12 protein-coding genes are annotated in these 12,552 nt (G+C 55.1%); 8 read left to right on the top strand and 4 right to left on the bottom strand.

Features of this window, described 5'->3' with window-relative positions; all coding sequences use genetic code 11:
• The 4 genes from PKX57_RS01255 to PKX57_RS01240 form a co-directional block, all read right to left on the bottom strand.
• Positions 1–1,577 (bottom strand): MGH1-like glycoside hydrolase domain-containing protein (locus PKX57_RS01255; RefSeq protein WP_472415833.1); only part of this gene is annotated, 1,577 nt, incomplete at its 3' end.
• The gene (locus PKX57_RS01250; protein WP_213923035.1) at positions 1,567–2,307 is read right to left on the bottom strand and encodes an FCD domain-containing protein; all 741 of its coding nucleotides are present in this window, start codon (positions 2,305–2,307) and stop codon (positions 1,567–1,569) included. The genes PKX57_RS01255 and PKX57_RS01250, both read right to left, overlap by 11 nt.
• A gap of 326 nt (positions 2,308–2,633) precedes the next feature.
• On the bottom strand, positions 2,634–2,975 hold the full coding sequence (locus PKX57_RS01245; protein ID WP_470745637.1) for a response regulator: 342 nt from the start codon (positions 2,973–2,975) through the stop codon (positions 2,634–2,636).
• Positions 2,976–3,163: 188 nt separating this feature from the next.
• Positions 3,164–4,087: an ABC transporter ATP-binding protein gene (locus PKX57_RS01240; RefSeq protein WP_472415831.1), complete on the bottom strand. Its 924-nt coding sequence runs from the start codon at positions 4,085–4,087 to the stop codon at positions 3,164–3,166.
• Between the two features lie 208 nt (positions 4,088–4,295).
• Between PKX57_RS01240 and PKX57_RS01235 the strand changes: the two genes are divergently transcribed.
• The 8 genes from PKX57_RS01235 to PKX57_RS01200 are packed head-to-tail and all read left to right on the top strand — an operon-like array spanning position 4,296 to position 12,509.
• Entirely contained in the window at positions 4,296–5,486 is a 1,191-nt protein-coding gene (locus PKX57_RS01235; protein WP_472415829.1) for a YgeY family selenium metabolism-linked hydrolase, read from the top strand.
• Between the two features lie 15 nt (positions 5,487–5,501).
• Positions 5,502–6,491 carry an ornithine carbamoyltransferase gene (locus PKX57_RS01230; protein ID WP_472415827.1) on the top strand — a complete coding sequence of 330 codons (990 nt, stop codon included), beginning with the start codon at positions 5,502–5,504 and terminating at the stop codon, positions 6,489–6,491.
• Complete coding sequence (locus PKX57_RS01225; RefSeq protein ID WP_472415825.1) at positions 6,488–7,873, top strand: dihydroorotase; 1,386 nt, start codon at positions 6,488–6,490, stop codon at positions 7,871–7,873. The genes PKX57_RS01230 and PKX57_RS01225 overlap by 4 nt, the downstream gene beginning before the upstream one ends.
• Positions 7,860–9,158, top strand: coding sequence for an amidohydrolase family protein (locus PKX57_RS01220; RefSeq protein WP_213919827.1), 1,299 nt, complete (start codon positions 7,860–7,862; stop codon positions 9,156–9,158). The genes PKX57_RS01225 and PKX57_RS01220 overlap by 14 nt, the downstream gene beginning before the upstream one ends.
• On the top strand, positions 9,143–10,249 hold the full coding sequence (locus PKX57_RS01215) for a 4Fe-4S binding protein (protein WP_472415823.1): 1,107 nt from the start codon (positions 9,143–9,145) through the stop codon (positions 10,247–10,249). Before PKX57_RS01220 ends, PKX57_RS01215 begins: the two co-directional genes overlap by 16 nt.
• Positions 10,246–11,496 (top strand): threonine synthase, encoded by a 1,251-nt coding sequence (gene thrC / locus PKX57_RS01210; protein WP_472415821.1) that lies wholly within the window; start codon positions 10,246–10,248, stop codon positions 11,494–11,496. The genes PKX57_RS01215 and thrC overlap by 4 nt, the downstream gene beginning before the upstream one ends.
• Positions 11,474–11,947: a 2Fe-2S iron-sulfur cluster-binding protein gene (locus PKX57_RS01205; RefSeq protein WP_213919829.1), complete on the top strand. Its 474-nt coding sequence runs from the start codon at positions 11,474–11,476 to the stop codon at positions 11,945–11,947. The genes thrC and PKX57_RS01205 overlap by 23 nt, the downstream gene beginning before the upstream one ends.
• On the top strand, positions 11,934–12,509 hold the full coding sequence (locus PKX57_RS01200; protein ID WP_213919830.1) for an NTP transferase domain-containing protein: 576 nt from the start codon (positions 11,934–11,936) through the stop codon (positions 12,507–12,509). Before PKX57_RS01205 ends, PKX57_RS01200 begins: the two co-directional genes overlap by 14 nt.
• The last annotated feature ends 43 nt before the right edge of the window (positions 12,510–12,552 follow it).

The following is a 12,552-nucleotide window of genomic DNA, read 5'->3' as shown; positions in this document are numbered from 1 at the left end:
TTCACGCCGGTTCTCTTGAAATCGACGGGATTCACATCGGAAAAGATCTCTTCATCGCCGTCCCACATGAGCTCTAGCACTGCCTTTTTAGTCTTCGCGGCACTCTCTTCGAAGAACATTCGCTCTTCTTTCATTTCCAGAAGACCGGCCATCCAGGCGAGGGCCTTTTTCAGGTTGTACACGTATACCGTGGCATCGACCCCCTTGAAACGTATGTTGTTTATCCAGCCGTACCTGTCGGCCATTGGATCTACAGCGGTGTAACGACTCATGTATTCCTGTCCCGTTTCGAACTGGTCCACCACATCGTAGAGTCCGCAGCCCTCTCTGTCCCTTACCCTGTCGAAATACGCGAGATACTTTTTCAGTGGTTCGTAGATGCGCTCTATGAAGGATCTGTCCGGATGTACCCGGTGCAGTTCCATCACCGCCCTACCCCAGTCGGCGTGGTAAAAACCGTTCTCCTGCAACTGGTTGACGTATATGTGCCCGGCGAAGGAGCCATCCTCCCTCTGGTTTTCTATGAAATTCAAGAGACTTCCCCTTGCCACCTCCGGGCTGGCCGACCATCTCGTCTCGAGCATGTGGCACTGTGCGCTGTAGGTTATGAAGGCCCGGAAATAATCCAGTCCCTCGGCTATGGCCGGGTGCTTCATGTAGGCTTCGTCCACTTCGCCGGTGAAGAGTTTGAGACCGTACCAGCGGTAATAGTAGTATTTCTGGAAATAGGGTTCCCCGATCGAAAAGCGTGGGAGGAATCTGAAGTACGACTCCCAGTTTCTCCGGCTCTCCTCGACGGGGTCGCACCCGAGAGATCTTCCGGCTGCCCTCACGACTTCCTCCACACCCGGGGCCGCGCCCAGTCCGCAGTTGAAGGTCGTCTCGCTTCCGGGAGCGAGTTTCACTTTCCTGTGCAGCCCTATGTACAGCAAGCCCTCCCGGTTGATGCCGTTCGTATCGATTCTCTCGATCAATCCATCTCTTTCGAGTTTCTCGTAGAACGGGGTCAATCTGAAATTCGGGAGGTTTCCCGTTCTCTCCGAGAAGGATACGTTGTGGCTTTCCTTACCTTCCAGAGCCAGAATCACGTGAGCGGGATAAGGTCTTCTCCTGGGCTTGACAAGTCTCTTCTTGAAAACGATACCGCTGCCGACCGCATCTATTATCTGCGTATCGACCTCGCTGTCGCTATCGGAGCACTGCTGGGCTGTCCAGACGACTATATCCAGCTCTTTCATTTCCTTCGAGTCGTTCTTCAGGGTTACCCTGGAGGCCAGAAAATCCTCCTTCAGCAGGGCCTTCTCTTCCAGCATTTCCAGATCGCCTGCACGGAAGAGGCTGCTCAAAGAGGCGGGGTTCCAGAGTCTGTCGATACAGATGAAATCGACCGGAACTCCCCGGTCGATTACGCTGATCGTGTACCCGGGGTCGATCCTCAAATCGAAATAACTGACAAAATCCCAGGCACCGGGGCGATCCAGGTGCAACGGGAAGGGGGGCGTCCACAGCAGTCTGTTGCCGCCGCCCAGGTACCACTTGTCTTTTCTCTCCAGCATCTTCAGGATGTCAATCTCCATCTCTCTTCACTCCCGTGATTGAATGCTGCATCTGCGATTTCGGTTCGTAACCGGTGAGGTCGATAATGTCTTTCCTGTCAAGGCTTATTATCCGGTCGTAGATCTCCAGCGCCGCATCAAGATTGCGCTCCCTTATCGCCTCGTAAAGATCCCTGTGTAGTGGCAGTCCAGCGTCGCCGAAAGTATCCAGTCCGAGGGGGGATTTCCAGAGCACTTCAAGCCCGTCGAAGACCACATCGAAGACTTCCTTTAGGAAGCGGTTGTGGGAGATATCGAATAACTTCTTGTGAAAGCAGGCGTCGGTATCGCCCAGGTTCTCCCTGGTGGATATCGCCCTGGACAGCCTGTCCATACAGTGCGATAACTCCTCAAGATCGGCCGGACTCGCGTGAGAAACGGCAAGCGCTATCGCCGATCTCTCGAGCGTGCTTCGCAGTTCGATCAGATCTAGAATGTCTCTCGCGCTGTCGGTCTCTATTTCGAAGTTCACGTTGAACAGTATCTTCAGGCTGGTTCTCTTCAGAACGAAAGTGCCGCTGCCGTGAACGGTTCTGGTAACTCCTTCGTACTCCAGTACCCTCAGCGCTTCCCTTATTATGGTCCTGCTGACACCCAGCCTGCTGGAAAGCTCCACCTCGCCGGGCAATCTCTCCAGATCTTCGAGGACTATCATCTTTTTCAGTCTGTTCACAACATCCGTAGAAGTGCGTTTCTTCGTCTTCATAGCCATTTTCTACCACCTGTATTTGATTAGTTGTCTGCTCACTAGACAACTCTATCATTTCGATTCTACCTTCGAAATAACCTACATCGAAGGTCGGCTATGGACATTTCGGGGTGTATACACGGAATCTGAAACGTATATTCCAGAATAAGTCTACAAAACGAAAGGTGATGAATTTACTTGTTGACAAGTTGGGGAGAAATCGTATATTACCCGTACAGGAAAAAACGAGATTCAAAAGAAAGGCTCATCACGAAGCGATAGCGGCTTCAGGAGATCCCGCACTGGAGCAAGGGGCTGACAATCCCGGGTGTTTGCTTCGAAAGCTGTCATTACGGCAGTTGCTGCTGGTAATTGTATTCCCTGAGAAATTCGATTGCTGCTTTTTCATTCAGCGGTTCGCTGATCAAGTACCCTGTATTCTGTCGCAATTCCATCTCTCCAGAGATGGGTTTTCTTATATAGTCCGTGGCGCCGAGCTCCACCCCTTCGATTTCATTGTCTATCTCATCAGGGCTGGTCAGTATTATTACACGCAGTTCCCTATACCTATCATCTGACCTCAATCCAGCAAGAAAATCGAATCCGTTCATTTCATCCCCTTTAGATTGCGAGCAATCACCGGTGATTACGCTAAAGAAAACTACCGGATTTGTATTCTTTGTATCTACCAACAATTGTTTAAGTCATAGTATTAATCGGCGGAGACCCCCCTGCCCTGAAATGTTCTTATTCAGGGCTCCCATTCAGGAATCCTAAATGTGACCCCGTTCTTTATATACGGGACCTTGCCCTTCCGCTCTTTCGAAGGACGGCTCCTGCTGCTCCTCATGGACCAGGAATCAGGGAATCTGGCGTGATATTAATTTTTAAAGGAGTTTTTTATCCTGATTTTCACGCCGGGTTTTTCTCTGCACTCGACCGGAAGAAGCAGCACGACATCTTTGCCCTCCATTTTCGCGTTGCACAGGACGCGTTTCGAGTCGTAGGGGCCGCAGTGTTCCAGCGCTGCATAGCTTCCGTTCTCGTCGATCTCGACATCCTGGGGTCTGAAGACTGCGCCGCCCACTCTGTTGATACCCATGGTCGAAAAGAGTTCCATCACGAAGTGAGAGGCGGGACTGGTGTAAACCTCGCGGGGTCCGCCGCTCTGGACGAAGACTCCGTCATTCATGACGTAAACTCGATCGGTTATCGCCAGCGCATCTTCCGGATCGTTGAGAACTATCAGGACCGACTCTCCTATGGCCATCAGCATGCGTTTTATCATCGCCCTCAGTTCCGTCCTGATCTTTTTGTCGAGCCTTTCGAAGGGTTCGTCCATGAGGATCAGGTTGAACTTCTTCACCGTCTCGCGACCGATCGCAGTCAGTTTTTTCATACCGGCCGGCAGTTCCTTCGGCCAGCGGTCGAGGTAGTCGGCCAGGCCGTCGAGCTCGGCCGCCTTTTTCTGTACTTTCTCTTCGGTCTGTGGGTCCTTGCGGATCTTCAGGGGGAAGGCTATGTTGTTGTGCGTGTCGAAGTGCGGAAAGAGCGCATTGTCCTGGAAGACGAAGGCCAGGCCCCTCAGGTGGGGCTCGAGATAGGTGACATCCTTTCCATCTATGAAGACCTGTCCGGCCACGGGCTCCTGAAGACCGGCTATGGTTCTTAGGAGGAGCGTCTTACCGCACCCGGAAGGTCCTATGAGGCCCACTATCTCTTTTCTGCCCACGTTCAGATCTACCGGCCCCAGTTCGAAAGTGCCGATTCTGGCTTTCAGGTTCACGACTTTGAGAGTATCCATCAGATCACCTCCCCAAAGAGATTATAGTACGCTGGCAGTCAATTTCGATAAGAAAGAGAGTCTTTTCCGCAAGCGGGTAAGAGTGTCGCCCTATAAGGACGCACGGAACCTTTGCGGGCTGTTGATAGGGAAGGATGGTCTCTAGCCGTTCTTCATACGGCACACAAATCCGGTTATAATAGTAAAAACAATTCAGGGAGCTGATAGCGTGAAGGGTAGTCTTCTATCTAAAGCGGAAAGTTACAAAGACGATCTGGCAAATTTTTTAAGGGATCTGGTGAGTATAAAAAGCTTCTCGGCCGGTGAACGCGAAGCGGTCGAAAGGATAAGACGGGAAATGGAGAAGGTTGGCTTCGACGAGGTGATAGTCGATGGCCTGGGAAACATCCTCGGCCGGATAGGCAACGGCAAAAAGGTGATAGCCATGGATGCCCACATCGACACTGTAGAGGTCGGGAACGAGAAGCTCTGGAAGGTCGATCCCTTCTCGGGAGAGATGAAGGACGGCGTAATATACGGCAGGGGCGCCTCCGATCAGAAGGCCGGCATGGCGGCCATGGTCTACGGCGCGAAAATCATGAAGGAGGAAGGTCTGACGGGCGATTTCACCCTCTACGTAACGGGCACTGTGATGGAGGAGGACTGCGACGGTCTCTGCTGGAGGTACATAATCGAACGGGACGGGATAAGGCCGGACTTCGTGGTAATCACCGAGCCGACCAATCTAAACATCTACCGGGGCCACCGCGGCAGAATGGAGCTCCAGATAAGGACTGTGGGCCGCTCCTGTCACGCCAGCGCACCGGAGAGAGGCGTTAACGCGATATACAGAATGGCCAGGATCATAGCCGAGATAGAGAGGCTCAACGAGAGGCTGAAAGACGATCCTTTCCTCGGAAAGGGAACGATCGCCGTCACACAGATCTTCTTCAAATCGCCTTCCCAGAACGCGGTCGCCGACGAGTGCACGATCCAGCTGGACAGGAGGTTGACCGCCGGAGAGACCAGGGAATCGGTGATAGAGGAGTTGAAAGGGGCGATCACCCTGGCCGGCGAAGAGGCCGAGATAGTCGAGCTGTTCTACGACAGGCCTTCCTACACGGGACTCTCTTTCCCGGTCGAGAAGTACTTCCCGACGTGGGTGATGGAGGAGGACTCAGAGATAGTCCGGAAAACCGTCGCCGCTTACGGGGAGGTCTTCGGCGCGGAACCCTTCGTGGACAAATGGACCTTCTCGACCAACGGGATCGCTACGGCCGGGGTCTTCTCGATACCCACGATCGGCTTCGGGCCGGCCAACGAGATCTACGCCCACAGTCCCGACGATCAATGCCCGGTCGATCACCTGGTCAGGGCGGCGGCGATGTACGCACTATTGCCCTTGAGGCTTTCACAATAGAGCTGGAGGTAAAATATGAGCAGCATGCTTAGAGGAAAAGATTTCATAACCACGCAGGATTTCGACAGGACCGAGATCGATCTGATGCTGGACCTGTCCTCCGATCTGAAGAGAAGGTTCGCGATCAACGACCCTACTCCCCTACTGCCTTACCAGACTGTCTTTTTGATGTTTTTCGATCAATCGACGAGGACCAGAAACTCCATGGAGGCCGGCATAACGCAGCTCGGAGGCCACGCCCATTACCTCGATCCTTCCACGATGCAAACGGCACACGGAGAGGTTCCCAGAGATACGGCGATGATTCTTTCCAGGTACGGCCACGCGATAGCCGTGAGGCACTGCAAGTTCAAGGCCGGAAACCAGTATTTGAGAACCCTGACCAGATACTCCGACGTTCCGATACTTAACCTTCAAGACGACATCTACCACCCGATGCAGGTGATGGCCGACATGATGACTATTCGCGAACGCTTCGGAACCAATCTCAACGGATTGAAGGTGGCGATAACCTGGGCTTACGCCGAAAGTCATCTGAAGCCTCTTTCCGTTCCGCAGTCCCAGATACTTCTCTTCACCAGATACGGGATGGACGTCAGGCTCGCCTACCCCGAAGGCTTCGATCTCATGCCCGACATCGTGGAACAGGCGAAGTCGAACGCCCTCGGTAGCGGCGCGAAATTCGAGATCCTTCACGACATGGACGAGGCCTTCAAGGAGGCCGACATAGTCATTCCGAAGTCCTGGGGCGGCTTCTACGTCTCGGAAAACACCGACGAGATCATGACGGAAGTCAGGAAAAACAGGGACTGGATCTGCACGCCCGAGAGGATGAAACTGGCCGATAGGAGGGCCGTTTACATGCATGCGCTCCCGGCCGACAGGGGCAGAGAAGTGGTGGACGAAGTGATAGACGGTCCGCAATCGATAGTGATAGACGAGGCCGAGAACAGGCTCCACACGGCCAAAGCGATAATGGCCCTGACGATGGGCGGCAGGCCATGATCTACGACCTTGCCCTGGAGAATGGGACGGTCTGCAACGGGGAGGAGCTATTCCCCGCGAACGTGTATATCCGGGACGAGGTCATCGAACTTATAACAGAGCGAAAGATGAAATTCCAGGCCAGGCAGTCGCTGGACTGCTCTGGCCTTTTTTTGCTCCCAGGCTTCATAGACCCCCACGTTCACTTCGATCTCTTCCAGGGGAAATACACCTCCCGCGACGACTTCGATTCGGGGTCGGCCCTGGCGCTTAGCGGCGGGGTAACGACCGTGATCGATTTTCTCGACCCGGTGAGAACGCTCGAAGAGTTGAAAGAGGCCGTGCAGAGGCGAATGAGATCTTCCAGAGCCAGCCGGGTCGATTACGCCTTTCACGTAACCCTGGCCGGAAACCCCGAGTTCACGCCTCAGGCGATAGTCGAGGCGGCCATGAATCTGGGGATGCCGTCGATCAAAGTCTTCACCACCTACAGCGGCTCGGGCAGGAGAACCGACGACGGGACACTCCTCGATCTCCTCGCCCTTTCGAGGTCTAGCGGCCTGGTCGTCCTCGCCCACGCCGAAAACGACGAAATAATACTGTCGCGAGAGAGAGAACTGCGGAAAGACCGCGACCCGACATACAGGGATCTGCCACACCTACGGCCGGCGATAGCCGAGCTCTCGGAGGTGGCGAAACTGGTACTGTTCTCAAAATACGTCGATGGACAGCTTTACGTGGTGCACGTCTCCAGCGGAGATACGGTGAAGGCGTTGTCACTTATGAATACAGAATGGAAAAATAATACTGTGCTTGAGACATGCCCACAATACCTGATGTTGAACGATGAGGCCCTCGGCGGCGAGTCGGGCTTTTTGAACACTTACTGTCCCCCGGCAAGGAGCGAGAGGGAGAGGAAGCTTCTGGTGCGCGGGCTTCTCGAGGGGAATATCGGGTCGATAGGCACAGATCACTGTCCCTTCACGACGCAAGACAAGAGAGAGAGCTTTTCCTCGATACCTTTCGGCACGGGATCGCTGGGACTCTCCTTTTCCGTATTGAACACTCTCTTCGACGGCGATCTCGTGAAGGTGGCCTCGCTCCTTTCGATCAACCCGGCCCGGCTGCTCGGTCTCCACCCCGAAAGGGGAACGTTGGCACCGGGACGGGCGGCCAACATAGCCGTCGTGGACAGGGAAAGGTTATACGACTATTCCAGGTCGCCTCTGACAGGGAGTGATCACTCGCTCTTCGAGGGTATTTCACTGAGGGGAGAGGTAGTGACGACCGTGATGAGGGGAAGGCCGGCCTTCCACGAAAACAGGGTCTTGCTGGAGACCGGAAGCGGAAAGTTCGTAGAGAGAAAGAGAGTTTTTTGGGGGGATCGAAGTGCAGCTGAATAACGTTTCCATATACACCAACGACGGTGAGTTCATAGAGCGCGGTTATGTGACGATCGAAGGCGACGAGATAGTCGCGGTGGGGGCCGGAGAGAGCCGGTACGAAGGCGAGAATCTCGATTTCGCGGGCAGTCTCGTGATGCCCTCCTTCGTGAACGCCCACACTCACATATACTCGACTCTCTCCAGGGGGATGAGGCTCTCTCCCTTCAATCCCGGCTCTTTCACCGAACTTCTGGAGCAGCTCTGGTGGAGGCTCGACCGTTCGCTCACGCTGGAGGAGTTGAAGATAAGCGGCTATGTCGCCGCGATAGAGTCGCTCAAGAGCGGCGTCACGACGCTTTTCGATCACAGCGCCTCGCCAAATGCGATAAGCGGCTCTCTGGAGACGATCGCCGGGTCCGTCAACGAGACCGGCCTCAGGTACTGCGGGGCCTACGAGGTCTCCGACAGAGACGGCACGAAGGCACGCGATGAAGGCATTAAGGAGAATATGGAGTTTTCACGCTTCAACACGCCTTTTCGGCGGGGCTTCTTCGGACTGCACGCCTCGCTGACACTGTCGAGGGAGACTCTGTCGCTGGTCTCGAAAGAGATCTCCGGCTCGATACCTATCCACGTGCATATCGCCGAGGGGCCGGAGGACCAGGAGAGAAGTCTTTCGCTCTTCGACCAGAGAGTGCTGGAGAGGTTTCACAGGAGCGGCCTGATGAGCCCGGGCTCCATATACGCCCACTGCATCCACACCACGCCCAAAGAGAGGGAGTTGATTCCCGGGACGGGCGGGAGCATAGCATTGAACGTACAATCGAACACGAACAACGGAGTCGGTCTGCCAGACTGGAAGGGCTTTTTAAGAGAGGGTGTCGAAACGGCGATCGGGAACGACGGTTACGGTTTCAACCTCTGCCACGATGTGAGGTTCGCCCTTCTCACGCCCCATTACCTCTCGAGAGACCCGAGGGTGTCGGGTAGCCCGGATCTGAAGGATACGCTTTTCGGAGCCAATTACCGTCTGGCGACCAGGACTTTCGGCGCCAACCTCGGAACCGTTCGCGAGGGAAGCGCGGCCGATCTGGTCGTGATCGACTACCGGAGTCCGACGCCGGTCGACGCCGGGAACTTTCTCGATCATTACTTCTTCGGGATCTGTGATAACATTAAGGTTACGGACGCCTTCGTTTCCGGTAGACACGTACTTTCCGGCGGCAGGGCGACGCTGGTCGATGAAGAAGCGATCTACTCGGAGGCCAGAAGACTCTCGGCCAATATATGGAAGAGAATATAGGGGGCGATACTGTGGACCTGTCCACAAGACTCGGCAAACTGTCACTCTCCAATCCCGTGATGCCCGCTTCCGGGCCCCTCACGGGCGACGATAAAAAGATGCTCTCGATAGCCGCATTCGGCGTCGGGGCGATGGTGACTAAAACTATCTCCACCGTGGCGGCGAAAGTGCCGCGGCCGTGCATAATCGCCACGAACAATCACGTCGTCAACACCGAGCTTTGGAGCGAGTTTTCTTACGAAAGATGGCTCGAGGAATTCATCCCGGCCTTCAGGGAGAAGTCCGATCTTCCTCTGATCGTCAGTCTGGGATATTCGCCGATCGATCTCGAAAAACTGGTCCCTCTCTTCTACAAAGACGCGGACGCCTTCGAGCTATCGACCCATTACGTGGCCGACGATCCCTCCCTGATGGAGGAGCTGATATCGGCCGTCAAGAGAAACAGCGACCGGCCGGTTTTTTTGAAACTCGACCCTTCCGTGAACGATCCAGCCGTCATGGTACGGGCGATCGAAAAGGCCAGGGGTGATGGCGTGGTGGCCATAAACTCGCTCGGCCCGGTCTATCCTTACGACGCCGCGCTGAAGCGTTCGCCCATGGGAAGCGGGGACGGCTTCGGTTGGATCAGCGGTCCGGCGATCAAGACGCTGGCTCTCTCGATGGTCAGAAGAATACGCGAGGTCACCGGCCTCCCCGTTATAGGCGTGGGAGGCATCGCGAGCGCGGGGGACGTGGTCGATTTCTTGAGCGCCGGTGCCGACGCGGTGCAACTGCTTTCCGGAGCGTTGATAAAGGGAAAGGATATATATTCGAGAATAATCTCCGACCTTCCGAAGGTTCTGGAGAGCAGGGGCTTTCACAGTGTCGCGGAGGCGGTCTCAAGCGTCCGGCAGCCAGGTTTATCCTTCGAGGTGCGCAATCCGGCGATCGATCACGATAAGTGCACCAGGTGCGGTCTTTGCGTTTCGGTCTGCCCTTACTTCGCCCTCTCGCTGAACGGGATGGTGGAGGTCGATAGGGAGGCCTGTTTCGGTTGCGGACTCTGTCAGTCGCGTTGCCCGGTCGGTGCGATCGGGGGTGTGCTGATTTGAGTAAATACCGCCTAAGGTGCATAACCTGCTCGCGAGAGTACGACCCGGCGGAGGTGGAGTACACCTGCCCGGTCTGTGGCGATAGAAAGGGTACGCTGGAAGTGATCTATGATTTCGATATCGTCAGGCGTGAGTATTCGAGAAACAGGTTAGATTTAGGCAAAAACGGAATCTGGGCCTTCGATTTTCTCCTCCCCTTCGAGGGCGATCATTTCAAGCCGAACCTGCTGGTGGGCAACACTCCGCTTTACAGATGCGATAATCTCTCCCGGAAGTACGGGGTAGGAGAAGTGTTCATAAAGGACGATGGAAGAAATCCCACGGCCTCCTTCAAAGACAGGGCAAGCTCGGTGGCCGTGGCCAAGGCCGTCGAGAAGGGTTACGGAACGGTCTTCTGCGCCTCGACAGGCAACGCCGCGAGTTCTCTCTCGGGTATGGCTGCCGTTTCGGGGCTCGAGAGCGTCATCTTCGTCCCGGCGACGGCACCACAGGCCAAGCTGACACAGCTCCAGGTTTACGGCTCGAAGGTTCTGGCGATAGAGGACAGCTACGATAGGGCTTTCGATCTGTCGATGGAGATCGGTCTTTCAAGGGGTTGGTACTGCCGCAACAGTGCCATAAATCCGTATCTGCTGGAAGGGAAAAAGACCTGCGCGCTCGAGTTGGCCTTTTCGATGATTGGCGGGCTTCCCGATTATGTTTTCGTCTCGGCCGGCGACGGCACGGTTTTATCCAGCTTCCACAAGGGTTTCGACGACCTGAGGGAGATGGGAGTGATCGGCAGGCTTCCAATCATTGTAGGGGTCCAGGCCTCGGGCGCGGCTGCGATAAAGAAGACTTACGAAGCCGGTTTCCCCTTCGAGCCGATCGATATTCGGGCCAACTCGGTTGCCGACAGCATCTGCGTGGGCAAGCCGAGGGACGTGGTGAAGGCCTGTCGTTACACGCACAAGAACAAAGGTATGTTGATAGATGTTTCCGATAAGGAAATTCTTGAGGGTATAATCGAAATGGCCAGAGAAAGCGGCGTCTTCGCAGAACCGGCCGGCGCGACTGCCCTGGCCGGGTTCAAGAAGTGCGCGCGGCAGGGTCTGCTATCGCTCGACAGCAGGGTCGTGATCGTGGTAACGGGTAACGGTCTCAAAGATCTCAAGAGCCCTTCGTCGATCATGCCGGCGCTTCGCAAGTTACCGCCCGACAGGAAGATTATCGAGGAGGAAATAGGTGAAGATCGATTTCAAAGTTAACGGTAGGGATTACTCTCTCGAAGTGAGAGAAGACATGAGGCTTCTGGACTTCCTCAGGGAAGAGCTGAAGCTCACCGGAACCAAGGAAGGCTGCGGTGAAGGTGAATGCGGAGCCTGCACGGTGATAATCGACGGCAAGGCCGTCAACTCCTGCCTGGTTCTCGTACCGGAAATAGATGGAAGGGAAGTTATAACGGTGGAGGGCCTGGAAAGAGACGGCCGGCTGCATCCCCTTCAGGAGTCGTTTATAGAGAAGGGGGCCGTCCAGTGCGGGTTCTGCACGCCCGGCATGCTGATGTCGGCCAAAGCGCTCCTGGACGGGAACGCAGATCCCTCCGACGAGGAGATAATGGAGGCCATTGAAGGCAACCTCTGCCGGTGTACGGGCTACTACAAGATAGTTCAGGCTATAAGGGATGCGGCCGGAAAGTTGAGAAATGGCAAAGCCTGAAAGGGTTGCGTTGATTCTTCTGGCGGCCGGCACTTCGAGCCGCTTCAAGTCGGAAAAGCTGACGGCTTTCTTCGAAGGCAAGAGACTGTTGCAGTGGGCGCTCGACAGTTTCAGCCTTCTCGAGCTGGAAAAGATACTGGTGATCAAACCGGGCTTCCCGCTCGGGCTCTTTTCGCCCGACGGGTTCAGGGTAGTGGTGAATTACGATTACGAAACGGGCATCGCCTCCAGCATAAAGGCCGGCTTGAAGAGCATCGATCCCCGGTCGGAGGGACTGGTACTGACGCTGGGAGATATGCCCTTCATAGAACGGAGGGACGTAGAAAGACTCCTCGCCGAAGCCCCGGATGGAAAGGAGCTGACGGCCTTCGCTTTTCAGGGCATAAAAGGCTTTCCCACCTTCGTTCCGGAGACGCTCTTTTTCGATCTTTCGAAGATCGAGGGCGACAGGGGAGCCTTCGCGCTGGTCAAGGAAGGGATCGCGAAGTTCAGATCCATAGAGGGAGAGAAACGCCATACGGTGGATATAGATGTTCCAGAGGATATAGAGAGTCCGCTTTGAGGGAAAGTGTTCCAAATTACAGGTAAAAGACGGGACTGGATAA

It is taken from the genome of Mesotoga sp. (assembly GCF_035363035.1).
Classification (GTDB): domain Bacteria; phylum Thermotogota; class Thermotogae; order Petrotogales; family Kosmotogaceae; genus Mesotoga.
The sequence above is the reverse complement of the archived record's forward strand: the minus strand, read 5'-3'. Positions and strand labels throughout refer to the sequence as shown.